At 51.6% G+C, this 21740-nt stretch carries 23 protein-coding genes, 3 tRNA genes and 1 riboswitch; of the genes, 17 read left to right on the top strand and 9 right to left on the bottom strand.

What is annotated here, in order from left to right; genetic code table 11:
• Positions 1 to 39: 39 nt before the first annotated feature.
• Complete coding sequence (gene phnN / locus ACO0LB_RS13585; protein ID WP_423049891.1) at positions 40 to 1338, bottom strand: phosphonate metabolism protein/1,5-bisphosphokinase (PRPP-forming) PhnN; 1299 nt, start codon at positions 1336 to 1338, stop codon at positions 40 to 42.
• Positions 1338 to 2549: an alpha-D-ribose 1-methylphosphonate 5-triphosphate diphosphatase gene (locus tag ACO0LB_RS13580; protein WP_423049889.1), complete on the bottom strand. Its 1212-nt coding sequence runs from the start codon at positions 2547 to 2549 to the stop codon at positions 1338 to 1340. Before ACO0LB_RS13580 ends, phnN begins: the two co-directional genes overlap by 1 nt.
• Positions 2550 to 2670: 121 nt before the next feature.
• On the opposite strand from ACO0LB_RS13580, the gene phnG reads away from it, so the two are divergent.
• From phnG to ACO0LB_RS13545, 7 genes are read left to right on the top strand one after another with little or no spacing between them, the layout of a single operon-like run.
• The gene (phnG, locus tag ACO0LB_RS13575) at positions 2671 to 3156 is read left to right on the top strand and encodes a phosphonate C-P lyase system protein PhnG (RefSeq protein WP_423049887.1); all 486 of its coding nucleotides are present in this window, start codon (positions 2671 to 2673) and stop codon (positions 3154 to 3156) included.
• A complete protein-coding gene (gene phnH / locus ACO0LB_RS13570) occupies positions 3153 to 3788 on the top strand; it encodes a phosphonate C-P lyase system protein PhnH (protein WP_423049885.1) in 636 nt (211 codons plus the stop codon). Before phnG ends, phnH begins: the two co-directional genes overlap by 4 nt.
• Positions 3773 to 5023, top strand: a complete 1251-nt coding sequence (locus tag ACO0LB_RS13565; protein ID WP_423049883.1) for a carbon-phosphorus lyase complex subunit PhnI — start codon at positions 3773 to 3775, stop codon at positions 5021 to 5023. Before phnH ends, ACO0LB_RS13565 begins: the two co-directional genes overlap by 16 nt.
• On the top strand, positions 5023 to 5898 hold the full coding sequence (locus tag ACO0LB_RS13560; protein WP_423050111.1) for an alpha-D-ribose 1-methylphosphonate 5-phosphate C-P-lyase PhnJ: 876 nt from the start codon (positions 5023 to 5025) through the stop codon (positions 5896 to 5898). The genes ACO0LB_RS13565 and ACO0LB_RS13560 overlap by 1 nt, the downstream gene beginning before the upstream one ends.
• Entirely contained in the window at positions 5895 to 6770 is an 876-nt protein-coding gene (phnK, locus tag ACO0LB_RS13555; RefSeq protein WP_423049881.1) for a phosphonate C-P lyase system protein PhnK, read from the top strand. Before ACO0LB_RS13560 ends, phnK begins: the two co-directional genes overlap by 4 nt.
• A 15-nt stretch (positions 6771 to 6785) precedes the next feature.
• A complete protein-coding gene (gene phnL / locus ACO0LB_RS13550) occupies positions 6786 to 7523 on the top strand; it encodes a phosphonate C-P lyase system protein PhnL (protein ID WP_423049879.1) in 738 nt (245 codons plus the stop codon).
• Positions 7520 to 8695, top strand: coding sequence for an alpha-D-ribose 1-methylphosphonate 5-triphosphate diphosphatase (locus ACO0LB_RS13545; RefSeq protein ID WP_423049877.1), 1176 nt, complete (start codon positions 7520 to 7522; stop codon positions 8693 to 8695). The genes phnL and ACO0LB_RS13545 overlap by 4 nt, the downstream gene beginning before the upstream one ends.
• 269 nt (positions 8696 to 8964) lie before the next feature.
• Here the strand turns inward: ACO0LB_RS13545 and ttcA are convergent, their stop codons facing one another.
• Genes ttcA through ACO0LB_RS13530 form a run of 3 tightly spaced genes read right to left on the bottom strand, consistent with a single transcriptional unit; the run spans position 8965 to position 11166 of the window.
• Positions 8965 to 9933, bottom strand: coding sequence for a tRNA 2-thiocytidine(32) synthetase TtcA (gene ttcA, locus ACO0LB_RS13540; protein ID WP_423049875.1), 969 nt, complete (start codon positions 9931 to 9933; stop codon positions 8965 to 8967).
• A gap of 8 nt (positions 9934 to 9941) precedes the next feature.
• The gene (locus ACO0LB_RS13535) at positions 9942 to 10340 is read right to left on the bottom strand and encodes a dihydroneopterin aldolase (protein WP_423049873.1); all 399 of its coding nucleotides are present in this window, start codon (positions 10338 to 10340) and stop codon (positions 9942 to 9944) included.
• Positions 10341 to 10371: 31 nt separating this feature from the next.
• Entirely contained in the window at positions 10372 to 11166 is a 795-nt protein-coding gene (locus ACO0LB_RS13530) for an SDR family oxidoreductase (RefSeq protein WP_423049871.1), read from the bottom strand.
• 72 nt (positions 11167 to 11238) lie between these two features.
• Here ACO0LB_RS13530 and ACO0LB_RS13525 point away from each other — a divergent pair, with 72 nt between their 5' ends.
• The 5 genes from ACO0LB_RS13525 (at position 11239) to ACO0LB_RS13505 (ending at position 17336) form a co-directional block, all read left to right on the top strand.
• Positions 11239 to 12459 (top strand): class I SAM-dependent methyltransferase, encoded by a 1221-nt coding sequence (locus ACO0LB_RS13525; RefSeq protein WP_423049869.1) that lies wholly within the window; start codon positions 11239 to 11241, stop codon positions 12457 to 12459.
• A gap of 90 nt (positions 12460 to 12549) precedes the next feature.
• Complete coding sequence (locus ACO0LB_RS13520; protein WP_423049867.1) at positions 12550 to 12747, top strand: DUF2905 domain-containing protein; 198 nt, start codon at positions 12550 to 12552, stop codon at positions 12745 to 12747.
• A gap of 107 nt (positions 12748 to 12854) precedes the next feature.
• The gene (locus ACO0LB_RS13515) at positions 12855 to 14564 is read left to right on the top strand and encodes a response regulator (protein WP_423049865.1); all 1710 of its coding nucleotides are present in this window, start codon (positions 12855 to 12857) and stop codon (positions 14562 to 14564) included.
• Positions 14565 to 14766: 202 nt separating this feature from the next.
• Positions 14767 to 16323, top strand: coding sequence for an HDOD domain-containing protein (locus ACO0LB_RS13510; RefSeq protein ID WP_423049863.1), 1557 nt, complete (start codon positions 14767 to 14769; stop codon positions 16321 to 16323).
• 365 nt (positions 16324 to 16688) lie between these two features.
• Positions 16689 to 17336 carry a LysE family translocator gene (locus ACO0LB_RS13505; protein WP_423049861.1) on the top strand — a complete coding sequence of 216 codons (648 nt, stop codon included), beginning with the start codon at positions 16689 to 16691 and terminating at the stop codon, positions 17334 to 17336.
• 87 nt (positions 17337 to 17423) lie between these two features.
• Here the strand turns inward: ACO0LB_RS13505 and ACO0LB_RS13500 are convergent, their stop codons facing one another.
• From ACO0LB_RS13500 to ACO0LB_RS13490, 3 genes are read right to left on the bottom strand one after another with little or no spacing between them, the layout of a single operon-like run.
• Entirely contained in the window at positions 17424 to 18230 is an 807-nt protein-coding gene (locus tag ACO0LB_RS13500; protein ID WP_423049859.1) for a hypothetical protein, read from the bottom strand.
• Between the two features lie 4 nt (positions 18231 to 18234).
• The gene (locus tag ACO0LB_RS13495) at positions 18235 to 18594 is read right to left on the bottom strand and encodes an ArsC/Spx/MgsR family protein (protein WP_423049857.1); all 360 of its coding nucleotides are present in this window, start codon (positions 18592 to 18594) and stop codon (positions 18235 to 18237) included.
• Positions 18595 to 18602: 8 nt separating this feature from the next.
• Positions 18603 to 19175 (bottom strand): TMEM165/GDT1 family protein, encoded by a 573-nt coding sequence (locus ACO0LB_RS13490; protein WP_423049855.1) that lies wholly within the window; start codon positions 19173 to 19175, stop codon positions 18603 to 18605.
• 63 nt (positions 19176 to 19238) lie between these two features.
• Positions 19239 to 19406: riboswitch (yybP-ykoY riboswitch) on the bottom strand.
• Between the two features lie 197 nt (positions 19407 to 19603).
• On the opposite strand from ACO0LB_RS13490, the gene ACO0LB_RS13485 reads away from it, so the two are divergent.
• Entirely contained in the window at positions 19604 to 20326 is a 723-nt protein-coding gene (locus ACO0LB_RS13485) for an MgtC/SapB family protein (protein ID WP_423049853.1), read from the top strand.
• 104 nt (positions 20327 to 20430) lie between these two features.
• On the opposite strand, the gene ACO0LB_RS13480 is transcribed toward ACO0LB_RS13485, so the two are convergent.
• Positions 20431 to 21018: a TetR/AcrR family transcriptional regulator gene (locus ACO0LB_RS13480; RefSeq protein WP_423049851.1), complete on the bottom strand. Its 588-nt coding sequence runs from the start codon at positions 21016 to 21018 to the stop codon at positions 20431 to 20433.
• Positions 21019 to 21235: 217 nt separating this feature from the next.
• Between ACO0LB_RS13480 and ACO0LB_RS13475 the strand changes: the two genes are divergently transcribed.
• From ACO0LB_RS13475 to ACO0LB_RS13460, 4 genes are all read left to right on the top strand, one after another.
• A tRNA-Tyr gene (locus ACO0LB_RS13475) sits at positions 21236 to 21321 on the top strand.
• Between the two features lie 37 nt (positions 21322 to 21358).
• A tRNA-Gly gene (locus ACO0LB_RS13470) sits at positions 21359 to 21432 on the top strand.
• 34 nt (positions 21433 to 21466) lie between these two features.
• Positions 21467 to 21541, top strand: a tRNA-Thr gene (locus ACO0LB_RS13465).
• Positions 21542 to 21616: 75 nt separating this feature from the next.
• Positions 21617 to 21740, top strand: a 124-nt coding sequence (locus ACO0LB_RS13460; RefSeq protein ID WP_229827326.1) for a GTP-binding protein, incomplete at its 3' end; no start/stop codon positions are given.

The following is a 21740-nucleotide window of genomic DNA, read 5'->3' as shown; positions in this document are numbered from 1 at the left end:
TCCATGCAATACGGATTATGTCTACCCTATGGCATTACATCACTCCGCAGGCATCGACGATATCTGAGAACTGGCAGGCGTCATCAATAGTTGCAATAGTTGTTGTCCCGCGATGTCGATGGTGCCGCTGTTATCAATTTTATGTATGTTGTCGTTGTCGGCAGTGAACTGTTGGGCGCGCTGTACGCGATGCAGCAGGGCGGCTCCCGTTTCGCGCTGACGGCGCGCAATGCGTTCTTGTATCAAGGTTGCATCCGCTTCTATCCAGATGATCTGTGCCTCCGGAAAACGCAGCCGTAGTTGTGGGACATATTCTCTGGAGCCATTCACCACCACATCCTGGCCGCAGCGCAGATGTGCCTCAATATGGCGACGTATGCCGTAATGCAATTGATTGGCTTGCCAGTGCATACAGAATTCGCCCGCTGATGCCTGTTGCCAGAACTGTTCCTGCGTTACCGGAAAATGATCTTCGCTGTCGTGACACGGACGTGTGATCACGCGCTGGGCAAAATGAATCCGCCTGTCGGCTGGCAAACGTGCTCTGACCCATTGCAGCAGACTGTCTTTACCCGCACCGGAAGGGCCAACCACATAAAACAGGCGTCCACCATCCGGCAGGCTTTTTTGCTGAAATGCAGCCTGAAACGGGAAACGCCGCCAGAACTGAAAATCAGCCCCCGGATGTTCTTCCCGAAAAATCGTCAGCCCGTCTATTAGTAAAGGCGCTATTTGCGCAGCGTGCTGAAAATGCTGTTCAGCAGCTTTGCGTATGGCATATTGCAGATCCGGACTGGCATTGCTGTCGGTCATGGCATCCGTGAGTGTCAGATGAAAATGATATTCTTCTTCGGTGTAAGGATATCCCCACTGCAATAATAATTCTTCCTGCCTTGCGCTCAGGCCAGCCCGTCGGCGGCGGTTCAGGGATTGCTGATCCGGTGCTGCCCGGAGCAAATCAAAATAACTGACGCAACGCATCGCCAGCGCCCGCAGATGCTTGTCTTCTGCCGGTAGCAAGGCCAGAAACTGCCCCATGCGGCGTACCGACAGCGGCCCCACCGGGAATGCATGTTGTATCGCAGAAAATGCACTGGCCATCGCTTCCAGATCGCAGGCATGAAAGCCTTCCCTGAGTTCAAACGGTGCTTTCAGCGTGGCATGAAAACCATAGCGACGCGCGTCCCTTGTCAGCTCAGCTAACAGCAAATCTGGCACGCCGGAAATACGGGTTTGCAGATGCGGGCCGGTATGCAGAGGATCACGTCCCAGCCAGTCGGCTCCGGCTTGCCACCAATGACTCTCCGGTGCCGGGCTGAAATACAGGGCGTAGCGCATTATGCCGCCAGTGAGACCAGCTTGGCGCTGGCCAGACGTTCGGGTTGTGCGCAGTAAATCAGCTTGCCTGCCGCGATGGTGGCGATCAGACGTGGGCTGCCGTTACTCAGTTGTTCCACCAGCAGCACGTCAGCGCGTGCGCCTGCATGCAATTGTCCGCGATCGCCGCAGCCTAGTACTTGTGCCGGATTGCGTGAGACCAGATCCCATGCCTGTGCCAGATCACATGCGCCTTCCTGTACCAGCCGGAAAGGCGCATGCAATAAGGCAGGATAGTAATAATCCGATGCCAGAATGTCGCATTGACCACGGCGCACAGCCTCGGTGGCAGACAAGCCGCCACAATGGCTGCCACCCAGCAACACATTCGGTGCGCCCATGATGACGTGATTACTCAGCATCCGTGCGGTGTTCAGGGCGACGTCGGTTTTTGGAAATTCACTGATATGCACACCGAGTTCCTGATAGCGCTCACGGTCTGCGGCAGTTTCATCATCATGTGAGGCCATTGCGATGCCTTTTCTGCGACAGGCAGCCGCCAGCAGTTGTATGGTCTGCGCTACTCTGGTGGAGCGTGATTGTGCTTTATGCAGACGTTCCAGAAACTGATTGACATCACAGCGCGCACGCTCGGCATAAGTCATCAGTTTTTCGGGAGACGACGATTTTTTTAAGATGGATGGCAGGTGCTCATTAAAGGCAAAAAAATCCACCAGCCCCTGTTCTATCCATTCCAGTGCTTCGGCGCAGCCATCGGTATGATGATTTTCAAAACGCAGATGCAAACGGTGATCAGCATGCATGCTCTGTTTTTGCTGTTGCAACTGATGAATCAATGCCAGCGCGGCTTCACGTCCGCGCAAACCGCCTTCCCATGAATACGTCAGTCCGTGGCAGGCAGTAGTGATGCCATTGGCGATCAGTTGTTTGTCGGTATCGGCAAATGCGATGTCATACGAAAACGTCGTGCCGGGACGTGGCTGCACCTGACGTTCAAAGGCATCGCCGTGGATATCCACCAGACCCGGCAACACCAGCAAACCACTGGCATCAAAATGCCGTACGCTGCCCGGGCCTGCTGATGACGCAACGTCTGCGGTGCTGACGATCTGCTGCCCCGCCAGATGCAAATCCGTGTTTTTCCATTCGGACGCAGCCGCAGGATGGTGCTGCAATACAGTGCCGTTGTACAGGTGAATTGGCTGGTTCATGGCGCGTCCTTGTCTGATCAATACAGCTCATCTTAGTCATCAAATATGACTACCGATTGACATGCAGTACAGTATTCCGTCATGTCATCAAGACTTCATTTTCAGATGCTGTAATGAAGAGATGAACTCATCTCAATTTACTTCAGATTCCACCTGTAGCACAGAGAAAAAACAAGGCCGTGCACGCTGGATGTCTGTTCTCGCCAAGTCGCCGCCAGCGTGGTTGCAAGAAGCCGCGAAACAGTTCGGTACATTGCCATCCTATGTCTGGTTACGTCAGCCGGAAACCGGTCTGGCAATGGTGCGCGCCCGTACCGGCGGCAGCGGTACTCAGTTTAATCTCGGTGAAATGTCTGTGACACGCTGTTCCCTGCGCCTCGTATCCGGTGAAACCGGCATGGCATATATCGCTGGTCGCGATACGGCACATGCCACCAGAGTGGCACTATTCGATGCACTGATGCAGACTTCCGCTGCTACCAGCATAGAAGCCAGCGTGATCACACCGATAGAAGGCAGACTGCAGCAACAGCAAGCACAATTGCAGGCGCAAGCACAGGCGACCAGAGTGGAATTCATGACGATGGTGCGGGGAGAAGATGCATGACGATCATTGCTGATGAGGGCTTGCTGCCAGCATGGAAGGACCCCGTACATGATGCGCAGGCAACGTTCCGCTGCCTGTTGAAAGCGCTGTCTGAGCCAGGCGTGATACAGCAATTACCAGTACAGCTGACGCCCGTTGCACCGCTGATGCTGGCGACGACTGCAGCCTGTCTGAGTCTGATGGATTTTGAGACGCCAGTCTGGCTAGCGCCGGGCGTTGATACACCGGCACTGCGCAGCTATTTACGTTTTCATTGTGGTATGCCACTGGTCAGCGAACGAGTGCGGGCGCAGTTTGCGGTGCTGGCGGCGGAGCAGGGCGTATTACCGCCATTCACGCTGCATGATTTTGCTCAGGGGAGCCTGACCTATCCCGATACATCGGCCACCTTGCTGATACAGCTCGATGATCTGGAGCATGGCCCGCAATTCTGGATGTCCGGCCCTGGTATCAAGGATCGTGCGAGCCTGCGTGTCAGCGGTTTGCCAGAACATTTTTTTGCCGATTGGGAGCAGAACCATCAGGCATTTCCGGCAGGCGTGGATGTGATTTTTTGTTGTGAAGACAAAGTGCTCGGCTTGCCACGGACGACCCGGTTACAGAAAGGTGACGCACCATGTATGTCGCAGTAAAGGGTGGCGAGAAAGCCATAGAGCAATCATACGAGGCACTGGCAACACTACGTCGCGGTGATATCACGGTACCGGAACTGAGCATTGCCCAGATACGTGAACAGATGTCACTGGCAGTTGCCCGCGTGATGAGCGAAGCCTCATTGTATGACAAGGATCTGGCGGCACTGGCGATCAAGCAGGCCAGCGGCGATCTGATTGAGGCGATATTTTTGCTGCGAGCGTATCGCACCACCTTACCGCGCTTGCTGGCGACGGTGCCACTGGACACCTCACGCATGCTGATACAGCGCCGTATTTCAGCCACATTCAAGGATGTGCCAGGTGGTCAGGTACTTGGTGCAACTTACGATTACACGCAACGCCTGCTCGATTTTTCTTTGGCGGCAGATGTGCTGGCAACCACCGGATCTGATCAGGAAACTCGTTCAGATATGCTGAGCGGCGCTGCTTCTGCGAATACGCTAAAGGTGAAGAGTGAGGCAAATGTAGCCTGTCCGCGAGTACTGGATTTTTTAAATGCAGAAGGCTTGATCGAAGCAGAACAGATTCCGGAAGGCGATCCTGAGCCAGCTGATCTGACTCGTGAACCTTTGCATTTTCCTGCTTCACGCGCTTTGCGTTTGCAAAGTCTGGCGCGTGGTGATGAAGGATTTTTACTGGCGCTGGCATATTCAACCCAGCGTGGCTATGCACGCAATCATCCGTTTGCCGGAGAAATCCGCTACGGGAAAATCAATGTGGAAGTGATACCGGAAGAACTGGGATTTGCCATTGAGATCGGTGAAATGGATGTGACGGAATGCCAGATGGTGAATCAGTTTATCGGCTCACATACTGAAGCTCCCAAATTCACGCGCGGCTATGGCTTGAGCTTTGGATATGGCGAACGTAAAGCAATGGCGATGGGTTTAATGGACCGGGCTTTGCGGGCGACCGAATTACAAGAAGAAATTACTGCACCGGCACAGATGGAGGAGTTTGTTTTGTCCCACGCAGATAATGTCGAGGCTTCCGGATTTGTGCAGCATTTAAAGTTGCCGCATTACGTCGATTTTCAATCAGAGCTGAATCTGTTACGCGAGTTACGCCAACGCATACAGGCGACAGCAACGGAGGCAGTTTCTTCTTCTGCGTCGATGAATGAACCTCAGACAGAGGTGGATTTGGATGAAGGTAGCAATCAAACTACCGGCACACAGCACATGCCCAGCGCACAGCAAAAGGTTGCATGATGAGCAGTGAACACATGATGACTCAGGCAGAACCTGGCTATAACTTTGCGTATCTGGATGAGCAGACCAAACGCATGATAAGGCGCGCCATTTTGAAAGCCGTGGCGATTCCGGGTTATCAGGTGCCGTTTGGTGGACGTGAAATGCCTTTGCCTTATGGCTGGGGCACAGGCGGCATTCAGGTGACTGCCGCTATCATCGGTCAGGACGATGTACTGAAAGTCATTGATCAGGGATCCGATGACACGACGAATGCGGTCAATATACGACGCTTTTTCCGTCGCACGACAGGCGTGGCGACGACGGAAAAAACGACGTTGGCAAGCTTAATACAGACACGCCACCGGATACCGGAAACACCGCTGTCACCGGGGCAGATTATGGTCTATCAGGTACCCATTCCAGAGCCTTTGCGCTGGCTGGAGCCGAGCGAAACAGAAACACGGAAATATCATGCCATGGCGGACTACGGCCTCATGAGCGTCAAGCTGTATGAAGATATTGCCCGTCTCGGAAAAATCGAAACTTCCTATGATTATCCGGTGATCGTGAATGGCCGATATCTGATGCGCCCGTCACCGATTCCTAAGTTTGATAATCCTAAACTCGATCATAGTCCGGCACTCCAGCTGTTTGGTGCTGGTCGTGAAAAGCGCATCTACGCAGTGCCACCTTACACATCGGTGAAGAGTCTGGATTTTGAAGATTACCCATTTGAGATCGAGCGCTGGGAACATTGCTGCGCACTGTGCAAGGCGGATGACAGCTTTCTCGATGAGGTGATCATGGATGATCAGGGCGCTCGCATGTATGTGTGCAGCGATACCGATTATTGCCACACGCGTCAGGTCCGCCAGACAGAGGAGTCATCATGAATACCGTGATACCGCACGCCTCTGCGATGGCGTTTGATGATGCATTTGCTCATGAACAGGCGCCGCCTGTACAGCAAGCTTCGCCACAGCGCCAGTCTCTGCCTTCGCCTTTACTGCAGGTTCGCCATCTGAGCAAGTGGTATGGTGGCAAAGTCGCTTGCCAGAATATTCATCTTGATCTTTATCCCGGTGAAGTGCTGGGAATCGTCGGTGAATCCGGTTCAGGTAAATCGACCTTGCTCAATTGTCTGGCGGGTCAATTAATGCCGGAGCAGGGTGAAGTCTGGTTTCAGACACGTGATGAAGGTCTGGTGAATTTGTTGACCATCAGCGAAGCCAGGCGCCGTTTATTATCACGTACCGATTGGGGATTTGTGCACCAGAGTGCCAAAGACGGTTTGCGTATCAATGTGTCTGCCGGCGCGAATGTCAGTGAACGGCTGATGGCCGTCGGTGGCCGTCATTATGGACGTTTGCGCAGCGAGGCGCAGCAGTGGCTGGAGCGTGTGGAAATTGATGCCGCGCGGATTGATGATTTGCCGCGTGATTTTTCAGGAGGTATGCAGCAGCGTTTGCAGATCGCCCGCAATCTGGTGACACAACCACGCCTGATTTTTATGGATGAACCGACCGCCAGTCTTGATGTATCCGTGCAGGCGCGCTTGCTCGATTTACTGCGGCAACTGGTGTCGCAATTGCAGGTCGCAGCGGTGATTGTTACGCACGATCTGGCCGTTGCGCGTTTGTTAGCACATCGCCTGATGGTCATGCGTCAGGGACAGGTAGTGGAAGAGGGATTGACCGATCAGGTGCTGGATGACCCGCAACATCCCTATACGCAATTGCTGGTGTCTTCCGTTTTGCAGGCATAAAGAAACAGGTTGAATATGATATCTAACACGATGTCTGGAACGATATCCCGGCGAATTGAAGTCAGCGCCTTGTGCAAAGACTTTACTTTGCATCTGCAAGGTGGCGTGTCGATGCCAATTTTGTCCGGCATTGATATGCAAGTCGACGCCGGTGAGTGCGTGGTGATTCATGCACCGTCGGGGGCTGGTAAGAGTACGCTATTGCGCTGCCTGTACGCCAACTATCGTGCCAGCAGCGGTAGTGTGCATATTCGCCACGGTGATGCGTGGGTGGATGTGCAATCTGCACCGGCGCAACAGGTGTTGGCAGTACGTCATACCACGATGGGATTTGTTACCCAGTTCTTGCGGGTGATACCACGTATTTCTACGCTGGATCTGGTTGCCGAGCCGTTGATGACACGCGGTGTTGAGCCACAGAGCGCACGTGAACAGGCACAGGAATTATTGTCGCTGTTGCGTATTCCGCAGCGACTCTGGCAGATACCGCCAGCGACTTTTTCTGGTGGTGAACAACAGCGCGTTAATATTGCCCGCACGATGATTTGTGATTATCCGGTGCTGTTGCTGGACGAACCCACGGCTTCACTGGATGAGGCAAACCGTTCGACAGTGATACAGATGATTAATGCTGCGCGTGAGCGTGGTGCTGCTGTGGTGGGTATTTTTCATGACGAGGCCGTACGTGAGGCGCTGGCAACAAGAATTTTTTCCATCACGCCGGCATCACCGGCTTCTTTGGTAGCTGCATGATGACGCTGATACGTAACGCACATATAGTCACTGCGACGCAAACATTTTGCGGCAGCATGCTGACCCGGAACGGGATCATCATTGATCTGGGAGAGGGCGCTGGTGCTGTTATTGGTACTGGCATCCGTGCGGCGCAGGTGGGGAATGTTCCTGTCGAAGACTGGGGTGGCGATTATCTGTTGCCCGGTCTGGTCGAATTGCATACGGATAATCTCGAAAAACATCTGATGCCACGGCCAAAGGTGAACTGGCCGACCCTGCCCGCGATCATGGCGCATGATGCGCAGATTGCTTCGGCCGGCATTACCACGGTGCTGGATGCGATTTCTGTCGGCGATATCGATTCTGACAGTATGCGCAACGATACCTTGTACGCCTGTACGCAGGGTCTGCGCCATGCTGCCAACGCCGGCATTTTGCGGGCAGATCATTTTCTTCACATGCGACTGGAGCTGGCAGAAGAACATTTGCTGGATATGTTTTCTCCCTATCTGCACGATGACAGACTCAGACTGGTTTCGCTGATGGACCACACACCGGGCCAACGTCAGTGGACAGACCTGGCGCATTACCGCACTTATGTGTCCGGCAAACGTGGCTGGAGTGAGGATAAGGTTGAATACATGCTGGAACGGTTGCTGGTGCGTCAGCAAACCTATGCCGCCAGTAACCGGCAGAGCGTGGTGGCGAGTTGCCGCAGTCTGGCGCGACCTGTGCCACTGGCGACTCACGATGACACGACGGTTGCTCATGTGACAGAAGGCGTGGATGATGGCGTCAGTATTTCTGAATTTCCAACGACATTAGCCGCTGCTCATGCTGCCCGCGAACAGCGTCTCGGCATCATCATGGGTGCACCGAACATGGTGCGCGGTGGTTCACATTCCGGCAACGTATCTGCTGCGCAACTGGCACGGGCAGATTTACTCGATGTGCTTTCTTCCGACTATGTACCGGCGAGTCTGTTGCATGCTGCATTTTTATTGCAGGAGCAGGGATTCAGTTTGCCAAAAGCGATCGCTACCGTGTCGCGCAATCCGGCACAGATGGTCGGTTTGCAGGATCGCGGCGAAATCGCCACTGGCTTACGGGCCGACTTTGTACGGGTGCGCTTATCACAGGGAATTCCCGTGGTTCTTGGCGTCTGGAAGGAAGGACAACGGATTGCGTGATACCCGAAATGCACATACGGGTAATATCAGATTTTGTTCTGAATATGTTGAATCCTGCATTCGATCAGGGAGTCGAATGAAGGAGCTGAGCGAAGGAATTTGATCAAGAAAAATGGATCAAAAAAATTGATCAAAATAACTGTTCAAAATAAGTGATCAAAAAGCTGATCGCATTCGTGATACATAGCCAATCAAGCGAATCGAAATAGACGACATCCACACATCACTGTGCTGCATTCTGGTATGCAGAATGCAGCACTTCAACAAGTTTAATCCTGATCCAGATGCAGCTGAATCACGCTGTTGGTTGGCGTGGCGCATGGCTCGTCATCGAAGGCGATATCGCCATCCGGATTCGCTTCACCATCTATTTGCAAATCAGTGAAGTTGAACAGATTTTTATCCATCAGATGAGAAGGCACGACGGTGGATAAAGACGAGAAAATATTATCGACACGACCCGGATATTTCTTATCCCATTCACGCATCAGATTTTTGATCTGTTTGCGTTGCAGATTTTCTTGCGAGCCGCACAGATCGCAAGGAATGATAGGGAAATTTTTGACTTCTGCATAACGCTCGGTATCAGCTTCTTTGACATACGCCATCGGGCGGATGACGATGTGCTTGCCATCATCCGATTGCAGTTTGGCTGGCATGCCCTTGATTTTTCCGCCGAAAAACATATTCAGGAAAAAGGTTTCGAGAATATCGTCACGGTGATGGCCGAGTGCAATTTTATTCGCGCCCAGTTCATCGGCAACGCGGTACAGAATGCCACGACGCAGGCGCGAGCACAGTGAGCAGGTCGTTTTACCTTCTGGGATCAGGCGCTTGACGATGCTGTACGTATCCTGATTTTCGATGTGATACGGAATGCCGATTTTTTCCAGATACGTCGGCAATACATCGGCCGGAAAGTTCGGCTGCTTCTGATCCAGATTCACCGCGACGATATCAAAATGTATCGGCGCGCGTTCACGCAGCGTCATCAGGATATCGAGCAGGGCATAGCTATCCTTGCCGCCGGACAGGCAGACCATGACTTTGTCACCGTCTTCGATCATATTGAAATCACCGATCGCCTGACCCACCAGACGGCACAGACGCTTGTGTAATTTATTATTTTCGTAGGTGATTTTTTCTTGCGACTTCACACCGGTGTCGGCGCGCGTACCAGTGTTGGCAGTGCTGGTGTCGAGCACGACATCAACTAAAGATTCATTGAGAGCTTGCATGGCAGAACTTAAATTTCGTTTTTAATCTGGAATACTTCAACGCCGACGCCTTCGCAATCGGGATAAACATCCGGCTTCATTGTGGATACGCGGACTGCGCGTACACGCGGGTGAGACAACATGATATTAGCCACATCATCGCACAAGGTTTCCTGCAGGTGCACATGGCCCTGCGCAATACGCTGTGCGATGGAGCCGCGCATGAAATCATAGTCAACGACTTCTTCCAACTGGTCGTCTTTGGGGGTGGAGAGTGCCAGCGGAATATACAGATCGACATTGATCAGAACACGTTGCTCGCCTTTTTTCTCGAACTCATGAACGCCGATGTTGATCGAAATTTCGTAGTTGCGTAAAAACAGGCGGCGACAATCGGCGAGTTGTGGGTGGTGCAGAATGGATAACATAATGAGCTCGATAAGATAAAAGGGTAATTCTTCAGGAATGCTTTGTTGTTGCCGTTGCAAGAAACATCACATCGCGCTGTAGTGGGATCAGATGCTGGCCGCCATCGACGAGTATGGTTGTGCCAGTCATGGCGGGACTGTCGGCGATAAAACAGACGGTGCGGGCGATGTCTTCTGGCGTGCTGGAACGCCCCAGAGGAGTAGCCTGATGCGCCTGTTCAAAATCATCCTGACTCTGATGACCGGACACCATCGTGATGCCGGGTGCCACGCCGACCACGCGCAGCTTTGGTGCCATTGCTTGCGCCAGCATGGTGGTCGCGCATTGTAGTGCAGCTTTGGATAGCGTATACGAAAAAAAATCCGGATTCAGGTTGTACAGTTTCTGATCCAGCACGTTGATGACGCAGGCCTGCTGCCCTTCGGGTGTTGCCGCATGCAATGCCTGCGCCAGAATCAGCGGCGCGGCGAGGTTGACATGCATGTGCTTGTCCAGTGCCATCTGGCTGACAGTGCTGGCCTGGTCTTCTTCAAACAGGGAGGCGTTGTTGACCACGCAATCAATGCGGCCCATTTGATGTTGTGCGTCCTGAAACAATTGCCGCGTTGCAGCTTCGTCGGACAGATCGCAGGCCAGTGCAATCGCGCGGCATCCCAGTGTCTGGATGGCAGCGACCACGCTGGCGGCCTCTTCTGCCGATTGGCCAAAATGGACCACAATATCCCAGCCTTGTTCTGCCATCGTCAGGGCGATTTGCCGTCCTATACGTCTGGCAGCGCCCGTGACGATGGCGACCCTGCGTGGACTGGAAACGGAATGGTTCATGAATGTATGCTCGCTGAGGATCAAAATGTCAAAAGTTGAACGCCGCAATGGCGTTTTTAATACAATGCCGGTATGACTACACTTTCACTTCCTGTCCCGGCGCCTGATGCGCTTGCTGCATCGCACGCGTTGCAACAGTTGATTCTCGATGATATTTCCAGTCATGCAGGCTGGATACCGTTTTCCCGTTACATGGAGCTGGCGCTGTATGCGCCGGATCTGGGTTATTACAGCGGTGGTGCCACAAAATTAGGCAAAGACGGTGATTTTACAACCGCACCGGAAATGTCGTCCTTATTTGGTGCTTCGCTGGCAACCCTGGCTGCTGATCTGCTGAAGCAAACGACGCCGCAGATCATGGAATTTGGCGCTGGCACTGGCAAGCTGGCACTGGATTTTTTAACAGAATGCCAATCTTCCGGCATTGTCATCGACCGCTATTTTATCGTGGAATTGTCCGGCGAACTGCGCGCACGTCAGGAAGTTTTGTTGCGCGACTTTCCGCAGGTGGTCTGGTTGCAGCAAATGCCAGAGGCTTTTTGCGGTCTCGTCATCGGTAACGAGGTGCTCGATGCCATGCCGGTTGATCTTGTGATCAAGACTGAACAGGGATGGCGCGAGATCGGCGTGGCAGCCGTGACACAGGAAACGCCTGCCCGTCTGATTTACCGCGAACGCCCCGAACAAACCGAACAAACAGAGCAAACCGGGCAGGTCGGTCAATCAGATATCGCGGATCACATCGCTCAGATTCCGGATGCCGAACAGTTGCCGGTTGGTTACATGACCGAAGTGCACGCTGTTGCCAGTGGTTTTATGCACAGTCTGGCGCAGATGTTGAAGGCGGGTCATGCCGACACCGGCCTCGGAAGCATGGCGATCCTGATTGATTACGGTTTTCCGGCGGCTGAGTATTATCACCCGCAGCGTCATCAGGGCAGCCTGATGTGTCATTATCGTCACCATGCGCATCCAGATCCGTTTTATTTGCCGGGTCTGCAGGACATTACGGCGCATGTGGATTTTACAGCGATGGCAAAGGCCGCACTGGATGGCGGAGTGGAGTTGTTGTCTTACACCAGCCAGGCCAGTTTGCTGATCGAAGCAGGTATTACCCAGCTGTTGTCGAGAACATCGGCAGAGCAGGTGATGCATTATTTGCCACAAGCGAATGCCTTACAAAAGCTGGTTTCTCCCGCCGAAATGGGTGAGTTATTCAAGGTGTTGATGGTGGGGTGTCAGATGGATTTGCCGTCTGGGTTGCTGCGTCAGGATCGTAGCCATCGTTTATGAGTAAAAATATACTAATGGGGAGTATATTTTGAAAGCCTTTGATCTTGCTGACTAGAAGCGCGTTTTGTTTAAATTGATGGGGAGTATGTGGTGATACGCTGGGTACTGACGATTTTTTTGGCCGTGATCGTATTTTCCAGCGCTTTGCCGTGGTTGGAAAAACTGGGTATCGGTCGCTTGCCCGGCGATGTCCGGTTTCGCTTGTTTGGACGCACGTTTTCTTTTCCGTTTGCGTCGACGATACTGATTTCATTACTGGTGTTGCTGCTTGCCCGCATTTTTAAATAATATTAAATAATATAAATTGTTCTTCTGTTGCAACAATCATGGTCTCAGGGTTAAAGTTTCTGCGCCACATTGCCGTCACCTTCCTATAATTAGGATCTATCCTGAGAATGCCGACGCAGCAGTATGCAGTGGCCGACAATGCTGATACGGCAGTGAATGGTAGTGGAGACACAATTACAGTAAAGGTTGAAATGAGCGAACTCAGCGATATCCGGGCATTGCTCATTGAACCGCATCAGGGAATGCGGGTCAGTTTGCACAATATGCTTAATTTGTGTGGCATTACAAAAATCGAACACGCGCTGACGGCCGGCACCGCTGTGCGCTCAATACAAGGCAAGGTATTCGATCTGGTTCTGTGCGAATACGATCTGGGCGTCGGGCAAGACGGACAGCAATTACTGGAAGATGTTCGCCATCACAAGCTGACGCCTTTATCTACCATCTTCATCATGGTGACTGCCGAACGCTCGTATGCCAAAGTCGTCAGCGCCGCAGAACTGGCTCCCTCCGATTACCTGTTAAAACCTTTTACCGCCGACATGCTGCTCGAACGCGTGGTGCGGGCGCTAGAAAAGCGTAAGGCGTTTGTCGAAGTACATGCACTCATGGAACAAGGTGCGATCGTCGAAGCGATTCTTGCCTGCCATCACGGTGAACGGGATTATCCGAAATACGCCATTGATTTCATGCGCCTGCGCGCAGAATTGCACGTCATCCAGGGGGAAGCCGAAGAAGCAGAGGCCTTGTATGTGCATTTGTTTGAGCTCAAGGCCGTTGCCTGGGCCCGGCTGGGCCTCGCAAAAACCCTGTTCATGCAGGGAAAATACCAGCAAGCCGAAGATATCCTCAAAAATCTGGTCGCTGAAAACAGTAAATACATGGATGCCTATGACTGGCTCGCCAAAACACATGAAATGATCGGCCAGTTACCAGAGGCAAAAGTCGTACTTGATACCGCGGTCAGTGTGTCGCCGCACGCAGTCAGGCGCTTGCGCAATCTGGGACGGATTGCCATGGAAACCGGCGACATCGAAACTGCCGAAGACGTGTTCAAAAAGGTTGTCAGCAAAGCTAAATTTTCAGAATTCCGGGACCCGGAAGACCATATGAATCTGGTTGGTGCCTTGGTCAAAAAAGGCGATACCGATCAGGCGAAATCGGTGATCCGGGACATGGAAAAAAATATGTCCGGTCTCAAAAAAACCGCAGCCTGCCGGGCGATTTCCGCGGCGATGGTACATGCTAAAACGGGCGACGTGCGCCTGAGCGAAGAGCTTGGGGCTGCCGTTGTCGCGTCACGTGAAGATATCGGGCTGTCTACCGGTGCCAAGCTGGGGCTGGCAAAAAGCTGCCTCGACAACGATCAGGAAGGTGACGCCTCCGAGATTATTCTCGATGTCATGAAAAATGCCAGCAGCCAGCAAGTCATGACGCGCGCATTGGGTGTATTCGAAAGTGCAGGCAAAGGTCATCTTGGTAAAGAACTGGCGCAGCGCAGTCAGAAAGAAGTCATGGATCTGGTGGCGCTGGGTGTGCAGAAAGCCAAGCAGGGCGATTTCCGTGGTTCCGTTGATCTGATGACGGCAGCTGCCCGCAAATCGCCTGATAATCCGCAGGTGGTAATGAATGCGGCGCTGGCGGCACTGAAATGTCTGGAAAATCTTGGCTGGGATCAAACCGTCGGCGAGCAGGCAAAAATGCTGATCGAATCAGCCCGCCGTCTGGACCCGATGAATCCCCGTCTGAAAGCGATTCGCGGTTTGTACAACGAAATGCAGAAAAAATACGGCATCACTAACCGTAGTGTTAAATAATCAGCATCGCAAAAAATCAGTGGCGGCGCACCCGCAACTCATGTGCAGAAGTTGATTTCACAGTGGCACAAGTCGGAAATTGTTGACGTTGCTGACGGACTATTTTGCCATTTGGTCATACGTGATCGCATGTGATTGTACGTGATGACATGTGATCAGAATTGAATGCACTTACCACTATAAAAAAAGAATAAGCAGAATCATGGCAACCGAACCTTCCGCAAACCTTGGACAACATGCACCTGAGCCGCCGCGTGACCGGCTGTTGAGAAAAATTAAAGAAGACAATAATTTGCCGACCTTGGGTGTTGCCATCTCCAAGGTGGTACAGATCACGTCCTCGGGCGAAGATTCCGTCTCTAAGCTCGCACATTTTGTCTTGTCAGATGTGGGGTTGACCCAAAAAATACTGCGTTTGTCCAATACCATCCAGTACCGCACCAGCTCAGGTGCGCCGGTCACCACGATTTCCCGCGCGATTTTTCTGCTCGGATTTAACACCATTAAAACCAGCGCCATGGCCATGTTGCTGGTAGATTGTTTTAAAGATAAGCAACACGCCAAAAGTGTCAGGAAAGAATTGATACAAGCGCTGTGCGCCAGCATTATCGGGCGTGAAATGGCACAGCGCGGGCGCTTTCAGAATGGCGAAGAAGCGGCGGTGGTGTCGCTCTTCAAAAACGTCGGGCGCGTGCTGGTGGCTTCGTTCGATCATGATCTGTATTCCCGTATTCTGGCAATGACCAGCAAAGGACAGACGACCGCTGCCGAAGCCAGTGCAGTCTTGCTCGGATGCAGCTATGAGCGCTTTGGCGAAATGGCGTTACAGGAATGGAAAATTCCCGACATCATCGTGCAGTCCATGGCAGCCTTGCCATCCAGCGAATTAAAAATGACGTCGCACCGTGGCGAATGGTTGAAGCAAGTTGCCAGTTTCAGCGATGCGCTGGCTGCGATTGTGGTGAATTCTGCCGGTGCCGATCTCAAGGCTGCTTGTAAGAGCCTGTTGCTGCGGTATGGCAAGGTGCTGGAGCTGGATGCTGGCATCATGGACAATATGCTGGCAAAAGTGGATAGCGAAACCCGCCAGCTTGCCAAGAGTATGGACATTTCCATGCCGGACGCCAATGCCGGAGATGTCGAGCCATTGTCCGAAAAAGAATTGCCTAGCGAATTTTTGCTGAAAGCCTACGATCCGGCGCAAATGCAGGAAAACGAGCGCTATCTGAGTGGCAAGCCGGTACATGCGCGTGATTTGTTGCTGGCAGGTGTACAGGATGTGACGCAAATGCTGGCAGAAGATCAGTTCAGATTAAATGATTTGATATTGCTGGTGCTGGAAACCTTGTACAGCAGCATGGGTTTTCGTTTCGCCACGGTGTGCCTCAGGGATCTGCAAAGTGCCCGCTTTACTGCCAGGGTGGCGGTGGGTGATCAATACGCCGAACGGCAAAAAGGCTTTGTTTTTCCGGCCCAGGCAGAAGCAGATTTATTTCATCTGGCGATGAACAACAATGTTGATCTGATGATTTCAGATGCCAGCGTGCCCAAAATCCAAAATCTTTTACCAGACTGGCACAGACAACTTTTACCCAATGCGCGCAGCTTCATCGTTTTGCCATTGGTGGTACAAAAAAAGCCCCTCGGTCTGTTTTATGCAGATCGTGCTGTTCCCGCAGAGGAAGGCGTACCTCCGGATGAAACGGCGCTGATTAAAACGCTGAGAAGCCAGTTGCTGGCCGCGATGTTACGCAACTAGCGCGCTGCAACGTGCGTATTGTTGCAGGCCGTTTTTGAGCATGCTCAGTGAATATGACTGAATAGGCTTGCGTCAGGTGGAGTGGGGTTGTCTTTGCTATCTTTTTTTCGCGGCCATGGTGATGTCCATTGCCTGCCTTGAACTGCGGTCAAGCTGGCGGGCATCAACCCATCAACCCATCAACCCATCAACCCATCAATCATCCGCCACTATCCAACATCTTTAACACCATCATGCATCATTCTGAGACGGCGGTTGGTGTGTGAGGGCAAATCTTCGTTGTCGCCTGGTGTCGATCACCGTGCACTGTATGGCGACAGACAGGCTAGAATAGAACGCTGATTTCATTTTTTAAAAGGATTGCGATGACATTTACTACTTGGTTCACCTTCTTTTTTGCCGCATGTGTGATTGCAATTTCGCCGGGTTCCGGTGCGGTATTATCGATGTCGCATGGTTTGAATTATGGCGTGAAAAAAACCAGCTCCACCATTGCTGGCCTGCAAGTCGGCTTGCTGATGATTCTGGCGATTGCAGGTGCTGGCGTGGGATCAATCCTGATGGCATCTGAAGTTGCATTCAGCATCGTCAAAACGATAGGCGCGCTGTATCTGATTTATCTTGGCATCAATCAATGGCGCGCGCGCGTTGAAGTGGTGAAGGAAGAAGATACTGCTCAGCCTGCGCAAAGCGCTATTCCTGACTGGCGTAAGCGCTTTCTGATTGGATTTTTGACGAATGCGACGAATCCAAAAGGGATTATTTTCATGGTTGCTGTATTGCCGCAATTTATTTCGCATGATGCACCGCTGTTACCGCAGTTGTTGATTCTCGGCGTGACCATGTGCGCGGTCGATCTGGTGGTGATGCACAGCTACGCATTTGCCGCATCCACCATGCAGCGTTATTTCAGTGATCCACGCTGGCTTAAAGGGCAGAATCGCTTTTTCGGTGGCATTCTGATGGCGATCGGTACGGCGCTGTTCTTTGTTAAACGCAATCCTGCGAATTAATTTTCAGGCCGGTCAGTGTTGCTGCTGACCGGCACAGAATGATGCATCGTCTCATGCGCGGTGTAATGTTCTTTGCCAGGAACTCACTCAGCCTAACTGGATTTCCTGTTTTTTTGCCAGAGCATCAATGTCCTGCCAGATGGTCATTTGGTTCAACAGGCGGGTCGCCGGGTCCAGCATTGCGTTCAGATTGAAAAAGCGTTCCAGCCCTGTTTCATCAAACGTCAATGACTGAGAAAAGTTCGTCCGGCCATATTGTTTTTTGAAGGCAGTCAGCAAGTCAGCGGGTGTGTCCTTGTGCCAGGCTTGCATCAGCCCACCCACCATCAGCGCACTATCTGTCGTCTGCTCCAGCATACGAGGGCTTCTGGCGGTACCAACATCGCGATAATCGAGCAGGCGCGGAAAATAAAATTGTTTGATCCAGCTAGCAGGAATTCCGGCACTGGTTTGCAAACTGCCGCTGCGCCACAGTTTCCAGCTTTTTTCAGCTTCTGTCGCGCCCACAAAGCGTTCGTCGGCGAGTAAGATGCAATCCTCTGCCAGTTCAATCTCCAGTATGACCGGCAATCCGGCTTCTGCCGCAATGGCTTCCAGTTCTGGCATGACAGGTTTTTCACCATGCTTTTCCTGCAGTGCACCGACAAACGTTGCCATGACGTCCTGATGCGTATGATGCAGGGCACTGGTGTTGTTACAGAAGGCTGCACAAGCAGAAAAATACGCCATCAGTTCACCCACCATAATGCCTTGGGTTACGCTGTCAGCAGGAGCTTCAAACCCATGCCTTGGTGCATCCGCAGGGATGCCATGACGCAGGATCGCGTATAACGAAGTGGATGCGCAACCGTATTTGATACGGCTTCCTGCGGCCAGTTTAAATTCTTCCGACATGGTTTCAGGCTTTCTTGAATAAGGAGAGGACGTTTTCCGGAGGGCGTCCGATAGCGGCTTTACCGTTGTAACTGACGATAGGGCGTTGCAATAATGCCGGATGAGTGGTCAGTACGGCCAGTGCGGTTGCGGCATCGGCATGTGCCAGACCCAGTAACGCATATTCTTCCTCATTGCTGCGTAACATGGTCTGGATGTCGCCCCCGAGTTGTTGTAATAATTGTGTCAATTGCTCTGGTGTCGGGGGTGATTTCTGATACTCAATCACCTCCAATGCCAGATGCTGGTCGGTCGCGATTTGTTCGACGATGGCCAGTGTTTCTCTGGATTTTGAGCAGCGTGGATGGTGATATATTGTAATCATGAAGGGTATTAAAGAAAGCGGTCGCCAATGCCAAGTAATACCAATACACCGAGAATGGCGAACACGCCAGCGGCGATCCAGCGAACCAGTTTAAAAGGGAAGTTCGGTGCAGCGATTTTGCCCAAAAACACTGCAGGCACATCAGCGACGAGCATACCTAGCGTGGTGCCTGCAATGACCAGTGACAGATCAGTATATTTTGCGGCCAGCGCGACAGTAGCGAGTTGTGTTTTATCGCCGATTTCTGCAATGAAAAAAGTAACACAGGTCAGCATAAAGACACCGTAATGGCTTTCATTCAGGCCATCATCGTCCATTTCATCGGGTTTGAGTGTCCATGCAGCAATCGCCAGAAAAGAAATGCCAAGCGCCCAGCGTAATACATCGGCAGAAATATGCTGCGCTATCCACTGACCAAGCAGACCTGCGAGCGCATGATTGGCCAGCGTGGCAACCAGAATGCCAAGAATGATAGGGGCAGGTTTTTTATAGCGCGCCGCCAGTAGTAGTGCCAGCAATTGGGTTTTGTCACCAATTTCACCAACGGTAACAGCGAGCAGAGAGACGAGGAAAGCTTCCATGATTGAGTGTGGAACCGGGCTTGTCTTAACCAATGATAGACACACTTCTGCCCAGTCCCTGGCAATCAGAAGCGCAACTATCAAAGGTCTTGCCCAATCAAATCAGTGTGGCAACAGATCAAACCGGTTGCGTACTAATCAGATCAACCGCACCATGATCAATTTGATCAAGTATGTTGATGCGATTTCTTCAGAACAGACTGAAGCAGGCTACTCCCCAATGAATGTGAGCGAGCATTATATCGTAAAGCTCTTGGAGTAAAGCTCGCCGTATTCATGTTTTGTCCGATATTTTGTGATACTCAAAGAGCTAGCATTGATTTTGTCACCGTATTTCAACGCAAATCCACCTTTTAGCCGGTGCTGTTGTTACACTATAAAAATTATTTATATCATTTTGTTTTATGTCTGAGTATATGAATTATTTCATGGCTTATTGGTCGCAAGCTGAGCTGAACGCGAACATCATTATTTTTCTGAATCTGGCGGGCGCTATGCTGCTTGGATTTGTTGTCGGCTATGAGCGCTTTTATCATGGCAGAGCTGCCGGTATGCGCACTTATGGACTGGTATGCATGGCATCTGCTGCACTGGTGGTGATCTCGGGTTATCCGGATTTTTGGTACGGTGGACGGGCATTGTCACCAGTGAATCTGGATCCTTCCCGCACCATACAAGGCATCGTGACTGGCATTGGCTTTTTGGGAGCCGGCGTCATCATGAAGGAAGGTTTTACGATCAGTGGCCTGACGACGGCTGCTTCGCTATGGGCATCGTCAGCCATCGGTATCCTGGTGGGAGTAGGATTTTACGCGGCTGCCATTTTACTGGCATTGCTGTCAGCGGCATGCATGATCTTGATTGTGAGGGTTGAATCATGTTTGCCATCCAGACCTGCGGTAGCAATTTCTATGCGTTTTTGTGAGGCCAGTGCACCGACTGCGGATGCTTTGCGCCAAGCCGCATTCGCTCATGGCTATGAAATCGCCGAAGGCTCAGTCAACATTGCGTTTCAGGATGGAAAAATTGAATGGCGCTTTGTTGCTGTGGCCATCGACCGCAAGTTCGCAGCGTCATTAAGTGTGTTGGCAATTGAACTGGAAAAATTTAATGGTATTGATTCGTTTCAGTTGTCGCATGCGCGCAATTGAATGCCCTTCAATTGGTCTTGCCGTAATCGAGAAAATTATCCGCGTTGATCAGGGAATATCGAAAGCGATATCACTGAGTCAGTAAAAAATATTTCCAACTAAAGTTAGTGTTCACTATTTAATTTATCCATGCCATGCATGAATATTGTCGTCACCATTTTGGCAAAATCTGCGTACGACAGCATGTCGCTATCCTGACCAGGCTTTAGCCACGTAAATGTCCAGTTGATCATCCCGAATAAAAGCATGGTGATGGCACCGCGATTAGGCGTTGCCCCGATGTCGGGATAGCTGCGCTGTATGCTGTCGGCAAACAAATCAACCAGTTTTCTTTGTGCTTCAACGATAACGGCACGCTGGGGCTCTTCGAGAAATTTTAAATCGTTTAACAAGGCAATGTGCCGTGTTCTTGAATGTTTATATTCGGTCAGAAAAGCCAGTATCAGGGCCGGTAAATCCTCATGTTTTTCAGCAATCGCAATCAGGGCTTTAGTGTAGCGATCCAGCAAGTCAAACAGAATCGCTTCCTTACTGGGGTAGTAGTGATACAGCCTCGCTTTTGATGTGCCGCAGGCCATCGCCAAATTGATCATCGAGGTGCCGGGATAGCTGTTTTTTGCAAATTCGCTTGCCGCGCATTCCAGAATTTCGTCTCGTTGCAGATGGTGGTCAGGTGCTTGGGTGCGTGCCATTGATTCTGTTTTTCTAAAATAATTCGCTTAATCATAGCTTGTCACGCCCACGATAGGAAATAAGTGATTTCAAATACTGCCATGGTCATTCGTTGGGAATAATTTGTATTGATGCTCTGGAGAGTGATTGCAAAGGAATTCTGCAGGAATTTGACGGGTCTTTTCAAAAAGTAGTTGACAATCGGGGGCGACATCTCCATAATTCTGAGTTCCCTGAGGAGAGGTGGCCGAGTGGTTAATGGCAGCAGACTGTAAATCTGCCCTCTTGCGAGTACGCTGGTTCGAATCCAGCCCTCTCCACCAGGTAAAGAATTTGTGCGTGGCTGAAGTGGTGGCCCCTGCGGGTGTAGCTCAATGGTAGAGCTGAAGCCTTCCAAGCTTATGACGAGGGTTCGATTCCCTTCACCCGCTCCAGTTTATTTGTGCAGTTATCTGTTCAAAAGAAGCTGCCCTTGTAGCTCAGTGGTAGAGCACTCCCTTGGTAAGGGAGAGGCCACGTGTTCAATCCACGTCAAGGGCACCATGAAAATGGTGTTTCAAGTCTGTAGTTGTCGGGCGCGTGCCTGAGCATTCTCATCAAAATCGTTAGGAGTCCAAAATGGCAAAAGGTAAGTTCGAACGCACCAAGCCGCACGTCAACGTAGGCACAATTGGCCACGTGGATCACGGCAAAACAACATTGACAGCAGCGATCGCGACAGTATTGTCCGCAAAATTCGGTG

Source organism: Undibacterium sp. SXout7W (assembly GCF_049339385.1).
Classification (GTDB): domain Bacteria; phylum Pseudomonadota; class Gammaproteobacteria; order Burkholderiales; family Burkholderiaceae_D; genus Undibacterium.
This window is presented reverse-complemented; position numbering and strand designations above follow the sequence as displayed.

Coding starts and splice junctions, on each gene's coding strand:
- ACO0LB_RS13510 (WP_423049863.1), top strand. CDS start 14,767: ATGGCAACCGAACCTTCCGCAAACCTTGGACAACATGCACCTGAGCCG.
- ACO0LB_RS13495 (WP_423049857.1), bottom strand. CDS start 18,594: ATGATTACAATATATCACCATCCACGCTGCTCAAAATCCAGAGAAACA.
- ACO0LB_RS13490 (WP_423049855.1), bottom strand. CDS start 19,175: ATGGAAGCTTTCCTCGTCTCTCTGCTCGCTGTTACCGTTGGTGAAATT.
- ACO0LB_RS13485 (WP_423049853.1), top strand. CDS start 19,604: ATGGCTTATTGGTCGCAAGCTGAGCTGAACGCGAACATCATTATTTTT.
- phnH (WP_423049885.1), top strand. CDS start 3,153: ATGACGATCATTGCTGATGAGGGCTTGCTGCCAGCATGGAAGGACCCC.
- ACO0LB_RS13535 (WP_423049873.1), bottom strand. CDS start 10,340: ATGTTATCCATTCTGCACCACCCACAACTCGCCGATTGTCGCCGCCTG.
- phnK (WP_423049881.1), top strand. CDS start 5,895: ATGAATACCGTGATACCGCACGCCTCTGCGATGGCGTTTGATGATGCA.
- ACO0LB_RS13530 (WP_423049871.1), bottom strand. CDS start 11,166: ATGAACCATTCCGTTTCCAGTCCACGCAGGGTCGCCATCGTCACGGGC.
- ACO0LB_RS13560 (WP_423050111.1), top strand. CDS start 5,023: ATGAGCAGTGAACACATGATGACTCAGGCAGAACCTGGCTATAACTTT.
- ACO0LB_RS13505 (WP_423049861.1), top strand. CDS start 16,689: ATGACATTTACTACTTGGTTCACCTTCTTTTTTGCCGCATGTGTGATT.
- ttcA (WP_423049875.1), bottom strand. CDS start 9,933: ATGCAAGCTCTCAATGAATCTTTAGTTGATGTCGTGCTCGACACCAGC.
- ACO0LB_RS13545 (WP_423049877.1), top strand. CDS start 7,520: ATGATGACGCTGATACGTAACGCACATATAGTCACTGCGACGCAAACA.
- phnL (WP_423049879.1), top strand. CDS start 6,786: ATGATATCTAACACGATGTCTGGAACGATATCCCGGCGAATTGAAGTC.
- ACO0LB_RS13525 (WP_423049869.1), top strand. CDS start 11,239: ATGACTACACTTTCACTTCCTGTCCCGGCGCCTGATGCGCTTGCTGCA.
- ACO0LB_RS13580 (WP_423049889.1), bottom strand. CDS start 2,549: ATGAACCAGCCAATTCACCTGTACAACGGCACTGTATTGCAGCACCAT.
- ACO0LB_RS13565 (WP_423049883.1), top strand. CDS start 3,773: ATGTATGTCGCAGTAAAGGGTGGCGAGAAAGCCATAGAGCAATCATAC.
- phnG (WP_423049887.1), top strand. CDS start 2,671: ATGAACTCATCTCAATTTACTTCAGATTCCACCTGTAGCACAGAGAAA.
- ACO0LB_RS13515 (WP_423049865.1), top strand. CDS start 12,855: ATGCCGACGCAGCAGTATGCAGTGGCCGACAATGCTGATACGGCAGTG.
- phnN (WP_423049891.1), bottom strand. CDS start 1,338: ATGCGCTACGCCCTGTATTTCAGCCCGGCACCGGAGAGTCATTGGTGG.
- ACO0LB_RS13480 (WP_423049851.1), bottom strand. CDS start 21,018: ATGGCACGCACCCAAGCACCTGACCACCATCTGCAACGAGACGAAATT.
- ACO0LB_RS13500 (WP_423049859.1), bottom strand. CDS start 18,230: ATGTCGGAAGAATTTAAACTGGCCGCAGGAAGCCGTATCAAATACGGT.